We start from the raw sequence: 20887 nt of genomic DNA on the forward strand, positions 1-20887 counted from the left end.
CACCCAGGGAGGACAGATGCCTGCAGGACGTACGGAGGCGCAGGTCAGGCCCGGCGTCGAGGCCGATCTCGGCGCACTGACGGACCTCTACAACCACTACGTGCGTGAGACGTCCATCACATTCGACACCGCCGTGTTCACGCCGGAAGCGCGTCGCTCGTGGCTGCTCTCCCACCCTGAAGACGGACCGCACCGCCTGATGGTTGCCACGGACGTGGACTCACAGCGACTTCTGGGGTATGCGACGTCCAGCGCGTTCCGGCCGAAGCCCGCCTACGCGACCTCGGTCGAGTTCACCGTGTACGTCGCCGCGGACGCCGGCGGGCGCGGCATCGGCACCCTGCTGTACGAGAGCCTCTTCGACGCGCTCGCGGGCGAGGACCTGCACCGGGCGTACGCGGGCATCGCGCTGCCCAACGAAGCGTCCGTGCGGCTGCACGAACGCTTCGGGTTCCAGCACGTGGGCACCTACCGGGAGGTCGGCCGCAAGTTCGGCCGGTACTGGGACGTGGCCTGGTACGAGAAGAAGCTGAACGGCTAGACGGGTCAGCCGAACTGCACCGACCGCTTCGCCATCCCCATCCAGAACCCGTCGATGACGGACTTCTGCCCGTCCAGCTCTCCGGACGCGTCGGCCGCGCCCATGGTGACGAACAGGGGGGCGAAGTGCTCGGTGCGCGGGTGGGCGAGGCGGCCCGCCGGGGACTTGCGCTCGAAGTCGAGCAGCGCGTCCACGTCGCCGGCCTCGAGAGCCCGGTGGCCCCAGTCGTCGAACTCGCTGGACCAGGACGGCACTCCCCCGCCGGTGTGCCGGAGCGCCGCCAGGTTGTGGGTGAAGAAGCCGGACCCGACGATCAGCACGCCCTCGTCGCGCAGCGGCGCCAGCTTGCGGCCGATCTCGAACAGGCGGACCGGGTCGAGGGTCGGCAGCGAGACCTGGAGGACCGGGATGTCGGCCTCGGGGTACATCTCCACCAGCGGTACGTAGGCGCCGTGGTCCAGCCCGCGGTCCGGGATGTCCTGGACCGGGGTGCCGGGGGCGCGCAGCAGCCTCCGTACGGACTCGGCGAGCGCGGGGGCGCCGGGGGCCGCGTACTCGACTTGGTAGTAGTGCTCGGGGAAACCCCAGAAGTCGTAGACGAGGGGCACGGTCTCGACGGCGCCGAGGGCGAGCGGGGCCTCCTCCCAGTGGGCGGAGACCATCAGGATCGCCGTGGGGCGGGGGAGGTCGGCGGACCAGGCCGCGAGCTGGCCGGGCCAGACGGGGTCGTCGGCGAGGGGCGGTGCGCCGTGGCTCAGATAGAGGGCGGGCATGCGCTGCTGCGGGGCACGCTCCCCGGCTGCGAAAGACGTGGCGGCAGACATGACTGCGGCTCCCTCCGGAGGCTTTCAGCACAGGACTGGATACTTGAACTCTCAATCTCTACGGCCCACGATACTCCTGGTTTGTTTAACATTCAAGAAGGGGCTCGTACAGTGGAGTACATGAACACGGCACCCGCTGAAGAGCCGCGCTGGCTCACCGACGAGGAACAGCGCACCTGGCGCGCCTACATGCACGCCGCCACTCTCCTCGAGGACCATCTCGACCGGCAGCTGCAGCGCGACGCGGGGATGCCGCACGTGTACTACGGGCTGCTCGTGCAGCTCGCCGAGGCTCCGCGCAGGCGGCTGCGGATGACCGAGCTGGCCATGAACGCGAAGATCACCCGCTCCCGTCTGTCGCACGCGATCGCCCGCCTGGAGAAGAACGGCTGGGTGCGCCGCGAGGACTGTCCCTCCGACAAGCGGGGCCAGTTCGCGGTCCTCACCGACGCGGGGCAGGAGACGCTGGGCAGGGCCGCGCCGGGCCACGTGGCCGCCGTGCGCCAGGCCATGTTCGACCGGCTCACCCCCGAACAGCAGAAGGCCCTCGGCGACGCCATGCTCATCATCGCCGAGGGGCTCCAGCCGAAGGAGGCGGGCGCGGACCTGCCCTGGCTGCGCTGACCGACGGGAGCGGCCCCCGCCGCGTCCGGCGCCCTCGCCGGACAGGGGTCTGCCCCGGCTCCGTCGTGCTCGGGAGCCGGGGCAGACCCTGGGGTTCGTACGGACGAGGCGTCCCCACCCCTCGTCCGTACGCGAAGCAGCCGGAGTGCGTGGCCGTCAGTGGGCGACGACCGGGATCTTCACCTCGTCCTCGACGCCCTCGCCCTGGCCGGCGGCCGAGGACATGTCCGGGCGACCGGCGTTGACGAAGGTGAGGGCGATCGCCGCGGCGGCCACGAGGATGCCGACGGCGAACCAGATCGCGTTGGTGTAGCCGTTCACCAGACCCTGCAGGTGGACGAGCTGCTGCTGCGGCTTGGAGGTGGCGCCGGCGATGTGGTCCGCGACGTACGAGGTGGTCGCCGAGGCGGCGATCGTGTTCAGCAGGGCCGTACCGATGGCGCCGCCCACCTGCTGCGAGGTGTTGACCATCGCGGAGGCGACACCGGCGTCACGGGGCTCGACGCCCGTCGTGGCCAGGGACATGGCCGGCATGAAGGCGGTGCCCATGCCGAGGCCGAGGAGCAGCTGCGCCGGGAGCAGCAGCGCCGCGTACGAGGAGCCGATCTCCAGCTGCGTCAGCAGCAGCATGCCGACCGCGGCGGTCAGGAAGCCGGGGCCCATCAGCAGCCGCGCCGGGACGCGGGTCATCAGCCGGGCGCCGATCTGGGTGGAGCCCGTGATCATGCCCGCGATCATCGGCAGGAAGGCGAAGCCGGTCTTGACCGGCGAGTAGCCCTTCACGATCTGGAGGTAGTAGGTCAGGAAGAGGAACAGGCCGAACATCGCGATGATCGCGAGGCCCAGGGAGAGGTAGACACCGCCGCGGTTGCGCTCGGTGACCACGCGCAGGGGCAGCAGCGGGGCCTTGACCTTGGACTCGACGAGCACGAAGGCCGCGAGCAGCACCGCCGAGGCGACGAACAGGCCGATGGTCACCGAGTCGCTCCAGCCGTCGGACTCGGCGCGGGTGAAGCCGTAGACGAGGGAGACCAGACCCAGGGTGGACAGGACGACGCCGGGGATGTCGAGCGGCGAGCGGTTGCGGCCGCCGGCCGGCTCACGGATGACGAAGTACGCACCGGCGGCGGCGATGACCGCGAACGGGATGTTCACGTAGAAGGTCCAGCGCCAGTTCAGGTACTCGGTGAGGAAGCCGCCGAGGATGAGGCCGACGGCGCCACCGCCACCGGCGATCGCACCGTAGATGCCGAACGCCTTGGCGCGCTCCTTGGCGTCGGTGAACATCACGGCGAGCAGCGAGAGCGCGGCGGGCGCGAGCAGCGCGCCGAACGCGCCCTGGAGGGCGCGGGCCCCGAGCAGCAGGGCCTCGCCCTGGGCGGCACCGCCGAGGGCGGAGGCGCCGGCGAAGCCGATCAGGCCGGTGACGAAGGTGCGCTTGCGGCCCCACAGGTCGGCGATGCGGCCGCCGAAGAGCAGCAGACCGCCGAAGGCGAGGGCGTAGGCCGTGATGACCCACTGACGGTTGCCGTCCGATATCCCCAGGTCCTGCTGGGCGGAGGGCAGGGCGATGTTCACGATGGTCGCGTCGAGGACGACCATCAGCTGGGCGAGCGCGATGAACGCGAGCGCCTTCCAGCGGTTGGAATTGGCGTCGGCGGCGAGCGCCGGCGTTCCTGTTTCTGACATGGGGATACCCACTCCGGGACTTCGTGTCGAAAAGAGGTCGAGAGAAAGGGACGGCTCGTCATCGTTGACGGCCGGGAAGCTTGGCAGGGGACTGACGGGACGTTCCGGGAGGAACTACAGGAAGTTCCGGAGGGAACTACCGGCTGTCAGTACTGACCGGCGCGGTGCGCCGAACTCATCGATGCGATGGTCAACCCGTCGGTGCGAGGGTGGAATCGTCGGTCACGCTCGGCGCATGTCCTCCACGGTGGCGGCCACTCCGGGCAGTACGGAGCGGGCCGGGGCCCGCATGCCGTCCAGGAACAGCTGTAGATGGCGGTGTACGAAGCGGTCGATGCCCTGGCAGGCGGTGCCGGGCAGCGGCCGGGTGAGCTGGCTGAGCGCGATCATCAGGTCGCCGAACTCGACGTCGGGGCGCAGCTGTCCGGCCTCGCGGGCGCGCGACATCAGCTCCGTGATGAGTTCGGTGACCCGATCGCGCGCGGCGATCAGGTCGGGGTGATGCTGGTCGAAGCTCTCGGAGAGCATCGGGCACAGAGCGCCGATCCGCTCGTCGGCGGCGAAGTGCACGAAGCCGCTGAGCGTCTCGAAGGCGTCGCCGCCCTCGGCGAGCGCCCGCTCGACCCATTCCGAGGTGCGGTCCATCACCGCGCAGACGACCTCGCGGGCGAGGGCGTCGCGGTCGGGGAAGTTGCGGTACACCGTGGCGTTGCCGACGCCGGCCCGGCGCGCGATCTCGTCGAACGGCACCTCGGGGCCGAACTCGACGAACATCTCGCGGGCGGCGGCGACGATCCGCTCCCGGTTGCGCAGGGCGTCGGCGCGCGGCCGGGCCACTCGGCGCTGCACGGGGGTGGCGGTGTCCACGGTGTGCTCCTCGGAGTCGCTGGAAGTTCGGATTGCGATCCGGGGATTCGGTCCCCGTTTCGCTCGGACACAGGGCTAAACGGGGAAACGATCCCCGGTTATTTCCCCGTCTCGATGTGACCTGCGCCACACCTCCGTCCGGCCGTCGCCGGAGCCCGCACGGGCCGCGCGGCCCGCTCCCGCCGGACGCCTCGTACGAGCCCTCCGTACGACCCCCGCCGCGCGGCGCGCAGGCCCTCCGGCCGCCGCCGGCGTGCGCCTCGCGCAGGCCCGACGCCGCACGCGCCGCACCGCCTCTGAAGAGGGGCGTTCCGGGGATCCGCGGACACCCCCGGCTTCCCGGGCCGACGACCCGATCGGGCTCATCCAGCGCGCGCCCGCCGGGTGGTCGGCACAGGGTGATCGCAAGGGTGCAGCCAAAAACCGGCGGCTGCCGTGGAGCGAGAGGCCCATGCATGCAGCCGACCAGCCGCCGCCGGATACGCCCGCGCCGCGTGGCCGCACTCGCCTCGGTGACCGTCCTCACGCTGGCGGTGAGCACCTCCGCCGGCACCGGGCACCTCACGGCGGGATCCACAGCGGCGGGATCCATCGCGCTGGCGCGCTCCACGGCGCTCGGCCCCTGCATGATCAACGGAGCGATGAACGTGCAGATGGGGGAAGGCATACCCACCACGACCGGCTACGCCCGCTCCACCGGCACCGTCCGGGCCCTCACCCTGATGATCGACTTCTCCGACGCGCCCGGCAAGGGCAGCGCGATGGACCGCTACGGCGAGTTCTTCCCCAAGACGCGGGACTGGTTCCGCACCGGTTCGTACGGCCGTCTCGACTACCGCCCCGAGACCCCGATCACGCACTGGCTGCGGATGCCCAAGAGCTTCAAGGACTACGGCATAGAGCGCGGCGCGCCCTTCGACCCCGGGTACCGGGAGCTGGTGCAGGACATCGTCGCCGCCGCCGACCCCACCGTCGACTTCCGCGACTACGACATCCTGAACGTCCTGGTCACCCCGAACGCCGGGCCCTCCGCCCTGGACACCGTCCTGTCCGTCACCTTCGCCGGCAACGGCGACGCACCGGTCGCCGACGGCGTCCCCGTCTCCAACGCGTCCTTCGTCTACAGCCGCCAGGACGACGGCTCCGGCTCCTACGCCGACACCGGCTACCGGGTGCTCCCCCACGAGAACGGCCACACCTTCGGCCTCCCCGACCTCTACACCCAGGACGGCGGGGGCGCGGTCGGGCACTGGGACATCATGAGCGAGGACTGGGGCGCCGACAACGACCTGCTCGGCTGGCACAAGTGGAAGCTCGGCTGGCTCGACGACTCGCAGGTCAGCTGCGCGGCGATACCCGGCACCACGGAGTACACACTCACCCCGCTGTCCCGGCGCGGCGGCAGCAAGCTCGTCTTCATCCCTCTCAGCCCCAAGACCGGTTACGCCCTCGAACTGCGCACCCGGGGCGGCAACGACTCCGAGGTCTGCCGCCCCGGCATCCTCATCTACAAGGTCGACGCGAGCGTCGACACCGGGAACGGCCCCGTCACGGTGTACGACTCCCAGCGCGACAGCGGCGGCTGCACCCGCTCCCCCAACGTGCACGCGGAGCTCTCCGACGCACCGTTCACCCCCGGCGAGACCTTCAAGGACCCCAAGACGGGGGTCACGGTCCGGGTCGCCTCCGCCGACCTCTCCGGGGAGTACCACATCGCCGTCACCCGGCGCTGAGCCGCGGGCGGCGCCCGTCGCCGACCTGCTGATACGGCCCGGCAAGCACTACGGTGTCTCTTCTGAGATCCGCAACGGAGAGCCCATGCCATCGAACGTCGCACCGGTCCCCGGGGCCGGGAACGCAACCGGGCCGGGACCCGGGTCCCGGACGTCGGCCGCCGGGGCCGGACCCGTGGCCGGCGCTGCGGCCGCGGCCGTGCCCGCCGAGGCCGTCACCCCCCTCATCCGCGGCATCGCCGTGCTGCGGCGGCTGACCGAGGCCGACGGGACGTCCAGCCTGAGCGGGCTCGAGCGGGCCACCGGACTGGCCCGCTCCACCGTCGACCGGATCACCGCCACCCTGGCCCGCATGGGATACGTACGCCTCGACGGCCGGGACGCCGTGCTCGCCCCCCGTCTGATGGAACTCGGCAACGCCTATCTCGCCGCCCTGCGGCTCCCCCGCCTCCTGGACACGCACGCCGACGCGCTCGCCGACGAACTGGACGAGTCCGTCTCCCTCGCCGTCGGCGACCGCGACGGCATCCGCTTCATCCACCAGGCGACCCGGCGCCGCGCCATGTCCCTGAGCTTCCGCATCGGCGACCTGCTGCCCGCCGAACGCACCGCGCCCGGACCGCTGTTCGCCACCGAGTGGGACGAGGCGGACTGGGCGCGCTGGCGCGAACGCCGCACCAACGACCCGGAGGACCGCGGATTCCCCGCCGTACCGGCCCGGAGCCGGCCCATCGAGGACACCGGCCGGGAACCGGACGCCACACCCCCGACCACGCGGCCCGCCGCCGTCGGCGACGACTTCCAACTCCGCACCCTCCGCGCCCGGGAGGAGGGGTGGGCCCTGGACGACCAGCTCATCGAGCCCGGACTCGTCGCCCTCGCCATGCCCGTGCGGGAGTCGGGGCGGATCGCGTGCGTGGTGAGCGTGGTCAGCCACACCAGCCGGCACACCGTGGACGGGCTGCGGGAGACACTGCTGCCGCGGCTGCGCGCCGCCGTGGCCGGGATGGAGCAGGAGCTGCAGAAGGCGCCGCCCGCCGACCGGAACGCGCCGGGCTCCCCCGCGGGGCTCGCCGCCTGGACCGGCGCCTCCAAGCAGGAGCTGGGGCGGGAGTTCGTCGAGTCGCTGGCCCGCGGCCTGACTGTGATCACCGCCTTCGGCGAGGGCCGCGCCGAGCTGACCCTCACGGAGGTCGCCCAGGCCACCGGCCTCGCCCGCGCGACCGCCCGCCGCGCCCTGATCACCCTGGAACACCTCGGCCACGTCACGGCCCACGGCCGGGTCTTCCGGCTCACCCCGCGCGTCCTGGGCCTGGGATTCCCGCCGCTGTCACGGACCACGCTGCCCGACATCGCGGCCCCGCACCTGACCGAACTCTCCCAGCGGCTGCACGACTCCGTGTCGCTGGCGATCCTGACCGGCGACGAGATCCAGTACGTCGGCCGCGTCGCCACCAGCCGCATCATGAGCGTCAACATCACCGTCGGCACCCGGCTGCCCGCGTACCCGACCTCACTGGGCCGCGTGATGCTGGCCGACCGCCCCCAGGCTCCCCGGCCCGAACTGCTTCCGCTGACCCCGCACACCCTCACGGACCCCGAACGCTTCGAGACCGAGCTGGCGCGCGTACGGGACACCGGATACGCCCTGGTCGACGAGGAGCTGGAGGAGGGCCTGCGGTCCATCGCCGTACCCGTGCGCGGGCGGGACGGGCGGGTCCTGGCCGCGGTGAACGTCGCCATGCACAGCAGCCGGCGCAGCACCGAGGCCTGTGTCCGCGACGTGCTGCCCGAACTGCACGCGACGGCGGGCCGCATCGAGGCGGAACTGCGCGTCGCGGGCCGCTTCCGGCGGGTACCGCTCAGCTGAGTCCGGGCGCGGGCCGTGGCGGTCGGCTGCGTGCCGGAGAAACAGACCGGCCGGTAGGGTGAGCCCCCTTCTGCTGCACGGCGGTCCTGCGTGGCGCCCGCCGGGCACGCACGCACCTCCCGGAAGGGGAGAGATGGCCAGACAAGCTCGCGCGGTGCAGACCCGGCGCTCGATAGTGGAGGCCGCCGCGAGCGTGTTCGCCGACCGCGGCTACGAACGCGCGGCGATCTCGGAGATCCTGCACAGGGCGAACGTCACCAAGGGCGCCCTGTACTTCCACTTCGCGGCCAAGTCCGACCTCGCGCGGGCGGTCATCGACGAGCAGACCGCGCTGGTGACCGTGCCGGAGCACGGCTCGCCCCTCCAGTCGGTCGTCGACATCACCCACCAGTTCGCCTACGCGCTGCGCCACGACCCGCTCGCCCGCGCCGGCAGCCGGCTGTCCATCGAGGGGGTCCTCGTCGACGGGACGCATCCGTGGGGCGGCTGGTTCGAACTCACCAGCCGGCTGCTGGCCGAGGGCAAGGCGGCGGGCGAGGTCCTTCCCCAGGTCGACCCGGTCGAGACCGCCGAGTTCGTCGTGGCGTCCTTCACCGGCGTGCAGCTGGTGTCCCAGGCGCTCACCGGGCGGGCCGACCTGCGGGACCGTGTCGCCGTGCTCTGGCGGCATCTGCTGCCGTCCGTCGCGCACCCGGGCGCGCTGGCGCGGGTCCGTCCGGAGGGGGTCACCGATCCCGCGACGACGGCGCTCGGCCGCGCGCACCGGCCGCTGCGGGCCGGGGCGTCCGGCACACTGGGCACCTGACCGCGGCCCGGCGCCCGGCACCCTCGTGGCGTCCGACGGTCTCTCGGCGCCCGGCCCCTCCCGGCACCTATCGTCCCCTCGGCGGCCACCGGGTGGCTGACGCCCCCTGGACGGCGGACGCCTCTCGACGGAGACATCCCCTCGCGGCATCCGGCGTCAAAAACCGGCCGCGCGGTTTTTTCCCTCACTTCCCGGCACCTCACGACCGACATCGATCAAACGCGGCCCACTCAACTCATCTGCGAAACCCGCAGGTTGGCGCCATGTCGTGAAGATGATCTCCACGCCCCGGCCCCGTTGACAAACCGGAAAGTTGGTTTCTAGCGTCGCCTGCGAAGGACAAGAGGCTGCCAAGTGACAAGGAGCGTCCGGGTGGTTGCGTCGTGGTGAAGCAGGAGAGGTCCGGGCGAACCAGAGGCAACCTGATCCGAGCGGCCTCCACGGTCTTCGACCAGGTCGGCTACGAGCGCGCCACGCTGCTGGTGATCAGCGAACTCGCCCAGGTCACCAAGGGTGCGCTGTCCTTCCACTTCGCGGCCAAATCCGACCTCGCACGCGCCGTGCAGGCCGAGGCCTGCACCACGTCGGGCGCCCTCCTCGCCCAGCAGGCGGAGCGCCGGGGACCCGGCTTCGACATCGCCGTCGGCATGGCCCACACGCTCGTACGCCTCCTGGAGACCGACGTCGTCGTACGCGCCGGCACCCGGCTCACCCAGGAGATCGACACACCGGACGACCCGTCGGTGCACTGCCACCTCAACTGGCTCGGCAGCCTCTACCGGGCCCTGCGCCGCGCCAGGACCGACGGCTCCCTGCTGCCCGGCGTGGACGTCCGCCCGGCCGCCACCCTCATGATGTCCCTGGTCACCGGCACCTCGTCCCTGACCCGCACACACGCCGAACTCGCCTTCGGCAACAGCCCGTTCAGCTCCCGCGAGTCGGCCGAACAGCGCCTGACCCGCATGATCCAACTGGTCCGCCCGGCGCTGTCGGGCCCTTGAGCGCCCCTCCGGGACGAGCCGTGGGCGACACCCGAACACCCTGCCACCCACCCACGGCCCCACGCCCGCGGATCATGCCTTCCCGCAGGTCAGCGGCCCTCTCCGCGCGGACCCACCCGTCTCCCGCGAAAGTCCCCCCGGCCGCCGGATCACCAACCGCTACACTGTGGGCGGTGGCACAGCCGCACCCCGGCCGCGCCACCGAAAGCTCTGTCGGAATCAGACCCGGACGCCCGGATCATGATCCGCCAGAACCCCGCCTTCGTAGCTCAGGGGATAGAGCACCGCTCTCCTAAAGCGGGTGTCGCAGGTTCGAATCCTGCCGGGGGCACCAGTTCAGAAGGGGGCCACCTACCGAATTCGGTAGGTGGCCCCCTTCTGACATCCAGATCTGACATCAACGGCGACAGTCACTGACGACCGGGGCGCCTCCTGAGCAGACGGTCCATGTGGCTCATGGCCTCGCGCTGGGTGTCCTGCACGACGTGCGTGTACACGTCCATGGTGATGCTGATCTGCGAATGCCCGAGGATCTCCATCACGACGCGGGGCGCGACCCCGGCCGCCGTGAGGAGGGTGGCAGTGCCGTGCCGAGCGTCATGCAGCCGGATCACGCGGAGGCCGGCGGACTCGGCGACGCGGGTGAAGGAGCGGTAGACGTTCCGCGGCTCGACCTGGCGTCCGGTGCGGGTCGTGAAGACGTACCCCGACTCCTGCCACCGCTCCCCCGCCTTGGCGCGTGCTGCCGACTGCCGCATCCGGTGCCAGCGCAGCGGGGCGATGCACAGCGCGGGCAGAGGGACGACACGACGACGGCGGCTCTTGGGGTCGTCGTCGTAGAGGACACCACGGCGGCGCTGAGTCTGCTGACGGACGTAGAGGACCCGGTTGTCCAGGTCGAGATCCGACCACCGGAGACCGATGATCTCGCCCCGGCGGAGCCCCATCGCGACGGCGAGCACGAAGGCCGCGTAGAGCGGATCCTGACGGGAGGCGGCGAGGAAGTCGAGCGTCTCGTCGAGCGTCCAGGGCTTCAGCTCCCTGTTGTCCGTGCGCGGAGGCTCGACGAGCTTGGCGACGTTACGCGTGATCAGCTCCTCACGGCAGGCGGAGGAGCGGTACGGAGAGACTTTGGGTGAGCGACCAAGGTGCACCGCTCCATGCGGTGCGGAGCGGGGCTACCAGTGCACACCGAGCAGAGTTGAACATGTTCAACTTTCGTGGCAGCGTGAGGGCTTGACGATCTGGTGTGCGAAGCAACCAGGGTTTGACGTATGCAAGGGGGAGTCATGCGTGATGAACGAGGGCGAGTCGCTGCAGGGTTGCGTGGAGTGGTCTTGGCGGTGGCGGTCTTGACGCTGGCCACGGGGTGCATATGGCAGCAACAGACACTGGCTCGAGCCGACATCGTAGGCACCTGGACCGAGGGCGATACCGGGACCCTGGTCTTCAAGGACGATGGCAACGTCGTCGTAACTAACCTTGCCGAGTTCAACAACGACGGCGACAAGGTTTCGGAGTGCAGCGGCACCGGCAAGTGGGGCGTGTATCCCGACGACAAGGAAGCGGAGCAGTCGTGGATCACCGTCTGCGACGGCAACCCGTGGGAATTCGGCGGCTCGAAGGAGCATCCGGAAATGCGGCGCCTCGTGGGAGATCCTTCGTACGGGAAACACCAAACCCTCAGCCGCAAGTAGCGGAAGCCGCCCGGCGCGTCCGGCTCGTCATACACCAGAGCATAGGGACGCAACCCGGGACAGCGGGCAGGCCCCAACACTGCCAGAGCCAATCCCGGCCTCCCGCACCACGCCACACGGACGGGCACGACCTAGCCGATCACGGCCACCGTCAAGCATCAGGTGAAGCCACAACGTCAAGCATCAACCGAGACAAGACAGCTGCCGATCGCCAAGGGCGCGGTAGAACTTTCCCTACTTCATCAAGTGCCCGCGCGAGCGCGGGCTGGCCCTTGGGCTTTGGCCCCTCTGCGCCTTCGGCGCCGGGGCCAAGCCCTGGGCCGCAGCGAGTGCGGGCCCGAGTAGAGAACGGTAAACACGCTGGTGGGCCGGTCGGCTCCGAGACTTTAGGCAGCCACCATGGGGCGAGCCTCGAAGATCATGGCCCCAACGTCGTGCTTTAACGGGCAGGTCCACAGACTGCCCGACTCGCCGGAAGCTTAAGGGGCCATGATCACTCGCCCCATGGCAGCTCCCGCCCAAAGTCTCGGAGCCGACCTCTCACTGTCGTCGACCGCAGGCCGGCGGGCGCCGGTGACGAGTGGCCTCACCTGGGCGTATACGATCCCCGGCCATGGAGCGTTCGATGAGCGCGCTGGTCAGCGCAGGAGGGGCCGCGTGTGAACTTGCCGTATCCCGTCGAAGGACTGCCTGATCTCGCCTGACGACTGAAGGCGCCCCAACGAGTCGGGTTCAATGCACACCAAGGAGAGGTCATGTCGACCACGCCAGAGCTGCAGCCAGGGGACACCGTCCTAGTGAAGGATGGCCCGTTCGCGGAGTTCACGGGCCCGGTTCGTTCCGTTGATCGCGAGCGACGCCGGGTACAGCTGGTCGTGCAGATTTTCGGAGATGACACGCTCATAGATCTCCCCCTCGCCGCGGTCGAGAAGGTATCCGGCCCCTGAGGAGGATGCGAGGGGCCGGTCCGTCAAGACGGGTCCGGGCTCCTGACATCAGCGACTGACACCAACAGGCGCGTACATCAGCGGTCGGCGCCGACCTCCAGCGGACGATCAGCCGAGGCTCAGCACGAGTTGATCGACGTCCCCGACACCCCGTGATTGACCTGATAAGGATGAGGCCACAAGTTCAAATCCTGCGGTCGGCCAGGGGACTCACCTTGATCTAAAGCTCCTCAACCGCCCCGACGCGGTGCCGTATGGCAACCCCCCTCATCGTTGGTGGCGAGACGGCTCCTGATCCGACCGTGCCTCATCGCCGAACCGGTGCTATACCGCGGCGGATCACGCCGCAGAGTCTTCTTAGGAATCCCATACAACCGTTGTGCCGGCTCGTCAGTCTTGCGGTCGCTGATCATCCCGTGACCCAAGGACAACTTCGGGTGAACACGGGAGATTCGGTCCCCCTACGGGGGATGCCCACTTGGCATCCCGCATGTTGCAGGAGAGTGTCGATGCACAAGAACCTCCGCACGGCCCTGGCCGCGGCATCGGTCGCCGCGCTGACTGGTGGCCTGCTGGTGGTCACGGCCGTGCCGTCCACCGCGGCCTCGGCCAAATACGCGGATGACTTCAACGGTGATGGCTATCGCGATCTCGCGGTCTCCGCACCAAGAGCGGTCGTTGGAGGTCACAACTGGGCTGGAGCAGTGGTCATCACCTACGGCTCGTCCAGCGGCCTGCAGGGCAGCAGAACCCAGGTCGTCTCGCAGAGCTCCAGCGGGGTGCCCGGCGCATCCGAAGAAGGAGACCGTTTCGGCGCCGCCACCGCGTTCGGTGATTTCAACAACGACGGCTACGCAGACCTCGCCGTCGGCGCTCCCGGCGAAAGCACCACCGCAGGGTCCGGCAGCGGAGCGGTCACCGTGCTGTGGGGAAGCAAGGCGGGACTGGCCGGCGGAACCGCTCTGAGCCTCCCCCCTCTCGCCCTTCTGAACGGCTACGGCTCATCCCTTACCAGTGGTGACTTCGATGGTGACGGCCAAGACGACGATGTCGCGGTCGGTACCAAAACGGACAACTCTGTCTTCATTTACAAGGGTGGAACCACCAAAAGCGGCACTCTCGGAGGACGAACGGGATTCGCGGCCAAATCTCTGACGGAGGTCATCTCGCTGGCCGGAGGTGACGTCAACGGTGACGGTATCGACGACATTGTGGTGGGCGGCAACGACAACGACAGCCGGGAGCTCTTCAAACAGTCCCTGTATGTCGGACTCGACTCATTCCCTTCCCTGGAGTACGCGGGCGATGTGGCACATGGCCAGACAGCAGCTGTCGGAGACGTGGACGGTGACGGATACGCCGACATCGTGACAGGTCACCCGTGGGATCAGCGGTCCTCGATGGCCGGCACGACCTTGGGGGGCAACGTCTCCCTCACCTTCGGTTCGGCCAACGGTCGTGACACCTCGCGCCCGGCTGTGACCATCACACAGAACACCAATGGAATACCGGGCACATCGGAAACGAACGATAAATTCGGATACGCGGTAACGCTTAACGACATCAACGGAGACGGCAAGGCCGACCTCGCCGTCGGTAGCCCTTATGAGTCGATCGGCGCGGCGGAGTCCACGGGCTCGATCACAGTGATCCCTGGATCTGCTAGTGGTCTCGCCGCGACCTCGGCCTACGCGTACAACCAGGGATCCACCGGAATCCCGGGCACAGCGGAGGGTGGCGACCGCTTCGGGGAAGGCGTGGCACTGGCGGACACCAACGGGGACGGAAAGGCAGACCTCGCCGTCGGTGGCCCTGGGGAGAACACCATGGATGGCGCCGTGTGGTCCCTCAAGGGACGTGCCTCTGGTCTGACTACGACCGGTGCGGTGAGCTTCGGCGCAGGAACGGCCGGTCTGTCGACGAGCGAGTGGCCGGAGTTCGGAGTCTGGATCACGGGGTGACGATGGTCTCCGTGGAGCCCTGGATGTACGGGTTGGTGGGATCCACCTGTAACACGGCAGCGAAGCGAGACATACAGCAGCGCGGTACCGCAACCCCAGCAACTGAGCCTGTCCGTTGCCGCCCCTCAGGAGCCTCGATGTGACCGGAATGACCGTCGCTGACCGGACTGGCTAGAGCTACGGATCAGAAGGTCACTGACATCCACGGCTGACATCAACGACGCCGAACGGGGGCGTATGCCAGCGCCCGTGTCCGGCCGTCGCACCAGTCGACGACCTCAGCCGGAGCGCGCCGAGATCGAACTCCTAAAGCGGGTGTCGCAGGTTCGAATCCTGCCGGGGGCACCAGCGCAAAGGCCCCGGACCGATCATGGTCCGGGGCCTTTTGCATCCGTCTTTGACAGCAACGGCGCTGGTCACTGACGACCGGGGCGCTTCCTGAGCAGGCGATCCATGTGGCTCATCGCCTCGTGCTGGGTGTCCTGCACGACGTGCGCGCATGAGCTGAGGCAGCGCGTCAGGCCTCCGCGAGCTGCTCCGAGCCCGACTTGAGTTGTGCGAGGGCGCATTCGAGATTCTCGGTCACGCATCAGCATGCAACCGATATGTGACGGTATCCGGCCACCCAAAGCCACACAAAAAGGCTGGCCTGGGGCACTTCGACGACGGTGGGTCGGTCAGTCGGCCCCCAGGCAGCCGTCCGGGGTCGACCGTGGGCCTCAGAGGCTGCTCCGCCCGGACGGTCGCGCCGTCATGGATGCAGCGTCCTCTTCGACATCCACGACACCGCCACCGATCGACCGGATCGGCGCGGGCCGCAAAAGGTCCCCCGAACGGAGGCCCCCCGTTGTTACCGAAGCCGTTGGGCCGTCCGGAGGAGTTCGGGCAGTGAGAGCGCCGAGAGTCCCACTGACCGTCAGCTCCTGTTTTTCCTGCTCCCGGCATGATTCCGAGCCGGGGCAGGGCCGACACCCGGGCTCCTCCCCGGCATCAATGGCGCATACAAGGGACAGTTACCGATATATCTGCGCTTTGTAACGCGAATCCTGTCCTTGCTCTGGTGTCGTCGCAAAGGACCACAGTGTGGGGTCCTCGGCACCTAGCCGGGAATTTCGGACAGCACGCCCGGCTCAGACCAGGGTCGGCGTGCACGAACGTGAGGTGACAGATTCATGTCTGTTTCTCGTACGACGGTCCGCCTGATCGCCACCTTTGTGGCTACGGGCGCACTCGTCGGCGCGGCCGCCATGCCGGCTCTGGCCGCCGGAGCGGGCCATGACCGCGACAACGGGAGGGGCTACTCGCACAGCCAGGGAAGTGACCGTCACCACGACGGTCACTTCGGCGACCGGGACCGGGGCTGGGACCGGGGCGAGCACCGCGGCTGGGACCGGGACCGGGACCGGCACCACCGCTGGGACCGCGACCGGGACCGGCACCACCGCTGGGACCGCGACCGCGGCTGGCACCACGGCCGGGACCGGCACCACGGCTGGGACCGCGACCGCGGCTGGCACCACGGCCACCGCTAGACCGCCCTGGAGGCTGTGCTCCGACGCGGAGGCCCGCACCCCCTGCCACCCGTCGTCATAGCCGGCACAGCCACCGCACCCAGCCGGAGGGCCGAAGACCGTTCCTTGCGGTCTTCGGCCCTCCGGCCACGTCCGCCTGCCGTACGGGCCGGCCTTCGCCCCGCCGCGCATCCGTGTTCCGCAGACGGCGGGCGTGCGCTGTCACCCCGCCACGATGCCGAGGGCCGGGCCGGTGATGGACATGTCGCCGCTGAGCCGGGCGGCCTGTGAGACGGTCACGTTCTTGAAGCTGATGGTGCGGGTGGGCGCGGCGGAGTGGGAGAGCCACGGGGGCAGCGCGTCGGGCGTGACGGTGACGCTGCGGTCCGCCGGGAGCGGAGCGCCGCCCAGGCCGACGAGCGTGCCGCTCAGCTTCTGGATGTACAGCACCACGTCCTTGCCCTTGACCGTGGACGTGGTCGCGGGCCTGGCCCGCAGTCGCACCGCCGAGCGGCCGCGGCCCGCCGTCAGGTCGAGGTCGCCGAGGTCCAAGGACCGTACGGTGAACTTCAGTACCCGCTCGGACCCGGTCGCGGTCCTGACGACGGCCACGCCGCGGAACGCACTGCCGTGCAGTACGAGTCTGTCGGCACGCAGCACCCAGGGGACGTCCGCCGCAGGGTCCGGTGGGCGGGCGGTCGGCGCGGCGCCGGATGCCGGCGGCTCGGACGTGCGGATGCCGCCGGGGGCGAGCAACGCCTTCGAGGCCGTGGGCGTGGCGAGTTGCAGGGCCAAGGACAGGGCGGCCACCGCCGACGCACAGGCGAGGGGCCGCAGCAGCGGGCCGGCCGAGTGACGCTTCACGGCGCCGCTCGGACGACGGGGGTCGCACTCCGGCGCGCTCGCCGGACAGCCGGTCAGGGCGTCACTTGCCACCGTGGTCCTGACCCACGGCGACGGGGGGCGACGCACGGTCGGCCGCGGGCTGCGCATCGGTGGCGCCCGTCGGAGGAATCCAGGCGCAGGCCAGGGAACCGCCGATCAGGCCGGAGAGCAGCCCGATGAGGAGGCCCCCGAGATTGGCGACGGGGAAGGAGATGAGGGCGAGCAGGATGACCGTGATCCCCGCGAATACACGCGACTGCCGGTGGAACCACAGGGAGACGGCGAGGGTGATGAGGAGAACCCCGATGATGAGCGATCCCGCGCCGGCCGAGGTCGACAGCGCCAGGGGGACGGCGCCGAAGTCCAGGCGGGCGTAGGGGAAGCAGATGATGGGCAGACCCGCCGTGAAGGTGAACAGGCCTGCCCAGAAGGGGCGTTCGCCCCGCCAGGTCCTGAATCTGCGTCGGGCGTCGGCGGCGACGACGCGCACGTTCTCGCGTCTGCCGATTCGCTGGAAGAACACGTGAGCTTCCCTGATGTTCGGCGGGAGGGAGTACGCGGCGAGCGGGGGCGGAAGGCGCGTGCTTCGTGCCGGCGGATCAGAAGCACTCGTGGCGGCCTTGCCTGAGTTGCACATCGAGGTCCGGGACGTTGAAGGTGGCGGCCGAGACGGCGACCGTGGTGAAGCGCACGTCGGCCAGGAAGGCCGAATCCGCTTGCTGGGCAAAGCCGTTGGGATCGAAGAACCGGGAGTTCCGGTCTCCCCGGCTGATCGGGCCCTTGCTGACCGCTCCCGTCGCCACGCCGATGTCGAGGTCGTCGAAATTCGCCTGGCTGCTCGACAGGGCTGTCGCGTCGAGGAACAGGTTCCTCGCTTCGACCCGGCGGTGATCGCCACCGGTGATCTTCAGCGTGTACGGGCCCAGGACCGGGATCGTGACCACCACGGACTGACACAGCCCGCTGATCTCCGCGTGGCTGGCGCCGGTGACGACGACCGGCACGAGGGTGCCCTTCTTGGTCACGTCCACCGTGCCGTAGATGGCCAGCCCTCGGACGTCCAGGGTGTCCAGGGCCACCTGGAACTTCTGGCCGGAGATCAGGAACGACACGGCCAGCGCACCTTGGGCCATGGCGATACCGAGTGCCGCGGCAGCCGCGGCAGCCGGGACGAGAATGCAGGCGAAGCGCTTCCAGGAGGTCCTGCCTGCACTGCGCAGCATCCCGTCTCCTCCGCTCATACGTGGGCTCACCGAAGCCGGACAGGGTGGGCGACGTCTCTCTCTAGTGGCGGATCCTAGGCTTCCGGGCAGGGCAGCCGACGGTACGTCAGGTCGGCCGGACGGGTGAGTCGCCTTCTGTTGCACCATCCGGATGACACGCGACGCGGTACCGCCGTCGACGTCTCCGGTCTGCCGGCCATGGCCGAGTGGGCGGCCGGTCGTCGACGGCCGAGGGCGCTTCCTGGGGGGGTCCGGCGGTTTCCCGCCGGGGCGCAGGCTGCGAGCATGTACGTCCTCGGCCTCCGGCAGGAGGCCGACCGTGGAGGAGGCTCGTGATGCGGCGGCTCGCCCAGTTCGGAGTCACCTTGCTGGGCGTCGAGGCGTGGGTGGCCCTGCGCGACACGGACTCCGTCCTCTCGTTGACGGTCGGCTGCGCGTGCGTCGCCGTACTCGCCTGCTGCTTCGCGTTCCGTGTCCGCAGGGAGATCCGGGCCATCAGGGACGACAGCAGGCAGGCCCGGGCAGACCGGGAGGCACGCAGGCACGAGCGGCACTAGGGGGTTTCGCCGCCCGGCCTGCGGTGATCATGTCGGTCGCGTCAGTCGCCGGCCGGGACGATCGTCCAGGGGCGCATCAGGTCGTCGTCCTCGTGTTCGAGGAGGTGGCAGTGGTGGATGTACTTCGCCGGGAGCTTGGCGCCGCTTCCCGGGATCGACGCGATCTCGTCCTTCGGCGGGACGAACTCCTGGATGATGATTCTGGTGACCATCTGCGCGGGGGCCTTGACCGTGTCCTTGTAGGACAGCGCTTCGTCCGGGTCCGGGGGAATCGGCGGGCCGGTGAAGTAGTCGGCCACGGCCGGGTGGTCCTCCGGCTTGCGGCCGCCGTAGACCCACTTGTCGTAGTCCTTCTGGTAGGCGGCCGCGTCGATCGGCTGCCTGTTCAGCACCTGGAAGTTGACGAGGTGGACATGCATCGGGTGGGCGTCGTGATTGGGGTTGATGTATTCCCAGATCTCGGTCGAGCCCTCCTTGATGAAGTCCTGCGACGGCTCCATGTAGGGAACCGCGTTGAACGTCATCGTCCTGAAGAGTTCGTGCTGGTACACGACCCATTGCCGCCGGCGGGTGTGCGGTTTCGGCTTGATGGCCGGGACCGACTGCAGCTTGAGTTTCTCGGGCGGCGTCGACATGTCCCGGCCCCCGGACGATGGCTTGCGGACCCGGAATCGCATGATCTCCGCGATCTCCGGTCCGCATCCGGTGATACCGGGATAGTGGACCTGCGTTCCCGGGTAGTTCGTCAGCGTGACGTCCTTGCCCGGGGGAATCTGACTGAAGTCGACGATCAGGTCGTACCGCTCGGCCGGACTGATCAGGAAGTCCAGCATCTGCAACGGAGCACGGAGGCCGCCGTCCGTGCCGATCAGCCAGAACGGCAGTTGCGGCTGATGGAGTACGCCTCGGGGAGTGTCGAACCTCAGCCGCCAGAATCGCTCGTTCGAAGCGTTGAGAATGCGCAGCCGGTAGCGTCGCGGCTCGACGTCCAGGTAGGGGTAGGCCTTCCCGTTGACGACCGGGGTGTCCTCGCCTTCCCTGTCGACCATGGTGTAGGCGAGCGAGCCGTCCGCGTTGAAGGTCCGGTCCTGCAGGATGAGGGGGACTTCGAATTCACCGCGCGGCAGCCCGAGCCGCTCGTCGGCGGGATCACGGATGAAGTAGAGACCGGCAAGTCCCGCATAGACGTTGAGGGCGCTCATCCCCATGGCGTGGTCGTGATACCAGAGCATGCACGAATGGTCGTGGTTGGTGTAGGCGTAGATCGCTTCGTTGGGCTTGACCCGGCCCGGTTCCAGGGTGGTGTAGCCCTCGGCGTGAAAGCCCTTCGGGCTGAACGACTGCTCCGGCAGACCGTCGGACTGGGGTGCCGTGTAACCGCCGTGCTGGTGTACGACGTTCCACACGTTGATGTCGGCGGGGAACTGCGGCATGTACTCGTAGGGAGGCGGCGGGATCGGCGCGACGACGGGCTTCTTGTCGCGAATCATGTCGATCACGGTCTGGAACATGTGGGTGGTCGGCAGGTCGTTGCGGTACTTGACGACCGTCGGGCGGTCCCTGGTCGTCTCGAAGGTCGGCCCGAGATAGCCCATGCCGATCGGCTCGTGGGGACGGTGGGGATCCGTGGCCCAGTAACCCCACACGGGTGACGGACCGAGATCCCGGTGGAAGCGCCACGACCCCTGCCGCATCGTGAACTCGTAGTAGTCGGCGCCCGGATAGGCGGAAGGGTCCGGGACGGCTGTTCTCGGTCTGGGCAGCGGGTCGACGAACTTCGTCAGCTTGGGGGTGTTGGTCGCCTGGTCCTCACATCCTGCCGGCGGGTAGGCCGACGCCGCGTACGCCCTTGCCTCCAGGACACCCCGTGGAAGCATGCCCGCGGCCCCCATGGCGCCGGCGATGAGGAATTTCCTTCGCTCGATCATCGTCTCCAGCTCTCCCTCGCCTCATGTGACGGTCAAGGGATACAGGGCTGGTTCGAAACGCCGCCGAAACGCACCGGTCCGGTCCGGGAAAAGCCACTCATTGAGCCGATCTCGGCTTCAATTCCGTATGCATCGAAATCGGAAACCGATTATTTTGGAATTGGAACCTGATGATTATCGACAGTCTTCATTGGATTTATCTGCGTTGCGTGCGGACCTGTGGG

Annotated in this window: 17 protein-coding genes, 1 tRNA gene and 3 pseudogenes; 12 read left to right on the top strand and 9 right to left on the bottom strand. The window is 69.2% G+C overall.

Going from position 1 to position 20887, the window contains the following annotated elements:
• Positions 1–16 precede the first annotated feature (16 nt).
• On the top strand, positions 17–541 hold the full coding sequence (locus ACSYGO_RS21485) for a GNAT family N-acetyltransferase (protein ID WP_435229367.1): 525 nt from the start codon (positions 17–19) through the stop codon (positions 539–541).
• A gap of 5 nt (positions 542–546) precedes the next feature.
• Here ACSYGO_RS21485 and ACSYGO_RS21490 read toward each other — a convergent pair whose 3' ends face one another.
• The gene (locus ACSYGO_RS21490; protein WP_460387259.1) at positions 547–1365 is read right to left on the bottom strand and encodes a dioxygenase family protein; all 819 of its coding nucleotides are present in this window, start codon (positions 1363–1365) and stop codon (positions 547–549) included.
• Between the two features lie 120 nt (positions 1366–1485).
• Here ACSYGO_RS21490 and ACSYGO_RS21495 point away from each other — a divergent pair, with 120 nt between their 5' ends.
• Positions 1486–1989, top strand: coding sequence for a MarR family winged helix-turn-helix transcriptional regulator (locus ACSYGO_RS21495; protein WP_426677687.1), 504 nt, complete (start codon positions 1486–1488; stop codon positions 1987–1989).
• Positions 1990–2145: 156 nt separating this feature from the next.
• Here the strand turns inward: ACSYGO_RS21495 and ACSYGO_RS21500 are convergent, their stop codons facing one another.
• Positions 2146–3678 (bottom strand): MFS transporter, encoded by a 1533-nt coding sequence (locus tag ACSYGO_RS21500; protein WP_426677686.1) that lies wholly within the window; start codon positions 3676–3678, stop codon positions 2146–2148.
• Between the two features lie 222 nt (positions 3679–3900).
• On the bottom strand, positions 3901–4545 hold the full coding sequence (locus ACSYGO_RS21505) for a TetR/AcrR family transcriptional regulator (protein ID WP_432186198.1): 645 nt from the start codon (positions 4543–4545) through the stop codon (positions 3901–3903).
• A 455-nt stretch (positions 4546–5000) separates the two neighbouring features.
• On the opposite strand from ACSYGO_RS21505, the gene ACSYGO_RS21510 reads away from it, so the two are divergent.
• The 5 genes and pseudogenes from ACSYGO_RS21510 to ACSYGO_RS21530 all read left to right on the top strand — a co-directional run bounded on the left by ACSYGO_RS21510 (position 5001) and on the right by ACSYGO_RS21530 (position 10288).
• Positions 5001–6278 carry a M6 family metalloprotease domain-containing protein gene (locus tag ACSYGO_RS21510; RefSeq protein WP_426677684.1) on the top strand — a complete coding sequence of 426 codons (1278 nt, stop codon included), beginning with the start codon at positions 5001–5003 and terminating at the stop codon, positions 6276–6278.
• A gap of 85 nt (positions 6279–6363) precedes the next feature.
• Positions 6364–8148 (top strand): IclR family transcriptional regulator domain-containing protein, encoded by a 1785-nt coding sequence (locus ACSYGO_RS21515; protein WP_432177074.1) that lies wholly within the window; start codon positions 6364–6366, stop codon positions 8146–8148.
• Between the two features lie 133 nt (positions 8149–8281).
• A pseudogene (locus ACSYGO_RS21520) lies at positions 8282–8914 on the top strand (ScbR family autoregulator-binding transcription factor); the annotation flags it as partial.
• A 422-nt stretch (positions 8915–9336) separates the two neighbouring features.
• Positions 9337–9954, top strand: a complete 618-nt coding sequence (locus ACSYGO_RS21525) for a ScbR family autoregulator-binding transcription factor (protein ID WP_460387260.1) — start codon at positions 9337–9339, stop codon at positions 9952–9954.
• A 258-nt stretch (positions 9955–10212) separates the two neighbouring features.
• A tRNA-Arg gene (locus tag ACSYGO_RS21530) sits at positions 10213–10288 on the top strand.
• A 76-nt stretch (positions 10289–10364) separates the two neighbouring features.
• Here the strand turns inward: ACSYGO_RS21530 and ACSYGO_RS21535 are convergent.
• Positions 10365–11069: pseudogene (locus ACSYGO_RS21535) on the bottom strand (tyrosine-type recombinase/integrase); the annotation flags it as partial.
• A gap of 174 nt (positions 11070–11243) precedes the next feature.
• On the opposite strand from ACSYGO_RS21535, the gene ACSYGO_RS21540 reads away from it, so the two are divergent.
• The 3 genes from ACSYGO_RS21540 (at position 11244) to ACSYGO_RS21550 (ending at position 14559) form a co-directional block, all read left to right on the top strand.
• Complete coding sequence (locus tag ACSYGO_RS21540; RefSeq protein WP_345646147.1) at positions 11244–11651, top strand: hypothetical protein; 408 nt, start codon at positions 11244–11246, stop codon at positions 11649–11651.
• A gap of 755 nt (positions 11652–12406) precedes the next feature.
• Positions 12407–12598: a KOW motif-containing protein gene (locus ACSYGO_RS21545; RefSeq protein ID WP_392700588.1), complete on the top strand. Its 192-nt coding sequence runs from the start codon at positions 12407–12409 to the stop codon at positions 12596–12598.
• Between the two features lie 509 nt (positions 12599–13107).
• Positions 13108–14559 (top strand): FG-GAP-like repeat-containing protein, encoded by a 1452-nt coding sequence (locus ACSYGO_RS21550; protein ID WP_345646152.1) that lies wholly within the window; start codon positions 13108–13110, stop codon positions 14557–14559.
• 416 nt (positions 14560–14975) lie between these two features.
• On the opposite strand, the pseudogene ACSYGO_RS21555 reads toward ACSYGO_RS21550, so the two are convergent.
• Positions 14976–15056 (bottom strand): annotated as a pseudogene (locus ACSYGO_RS21555) (tyrosine-type recombinase/integrase); the annotation flags it as partial.
• Positions 15057–15731: 675 nt separating this feature from the next.
• Here ACSYGO_RS21555 and ACSYGO_RS21560 point away from each other — a divergent pair.
• The gene (locus ACSYGO_RS21560) at positions 15732–16091 is read left to right on the top strand and encodes a hypothetical protein (RefSeq protein ID WP_426677616.1); all 360 of its coding nucleotides are present in this window, start codon (positions 15732–15734) and stop codon (positions 16089–16091) included.
• 201 nt (positions 16092–16292) lie between these two features.
• Here the strand turns inward: ACSYGO_RS21560 and ACSYGO_RS21565 are convergent, their stop codons facing one another.
• The 3 genes from ACSYGO_RS21565 to ACSYGO_RS21575 all read right to left on the bottom strand — a co-directional run bounded on the left by ACSYGO_RS21565 (position 16293) and on the right by ACSYGO_RS21575 (position 18178).
• On the bottom strand, positions 16293–16934 hold the full coding sequence (locus ACSYGO_RS21565; protein WP_460387263.1) for a hypothetical protein: 642 nt from the start codon (positions 16932–16934) through the stop codon (positions 16293–16295).
• 61 nt (positions 16935–16995) lie between these two features.
• Positions 16996–17478, bottom strand: coding sequence for a DUF6114 domain-containing protein (locus tag ACSYGO_RS21570; protein ID WP_426677614.1), 483 nt, complete (start codon positions 17476–17478; stop codon positions 16996–16998).
• A gap of 76 nt (positions 17479–17554) precedes the next feature.
• A complete protein-coding gene (locus tag ACSYGO_RS21575; RefSeq protein WP_460387265.1) occupies positions 17555–18178 on the bottom strand; it encodes a DUF6230 family protein in 624 nt (207 codons plus the stop codon).
• A 335-nt stretch (positions 18179–18513) separates the two neighbouring features.
• Here ACSYGO_RS21575 and ACSYGO_RS21580 point away from each other — a divergent pair, with 335 nt between their 5' ends.
• Complete coding sequence (locus ACSYGO_RS21580) at positions 18514–18735, top strand: hypothetical protein (protein ID WP_460387267.1); 222 nt, start codon at positions 18514–18516, stop codon at positions 18733–18735.
• Positions 18736–18776: 41 nt separating this feature from the next.
• Here the strand turns inward: ACSYGO_RS21580 and ACSYGO_RS21585 are convergent, their stop codons facing one another.
• The gene (locus ACSYGO_RS21585; RefSeq protein WP_460387269.1) at positions 18777–20663 is read right to left on the bottom strand and encodes a multicopper oxidase family protein; all 1887 of its coding nucleotides are present in this window, start codon (positions 20661–20663) and stop codon (positions 18777–18779) included.
• Positions 20664–20887: the final 224 nt, after the last annotated feature.

Source organism: Streptomyces krungchingensis (genome assembly GCF_054729265.1).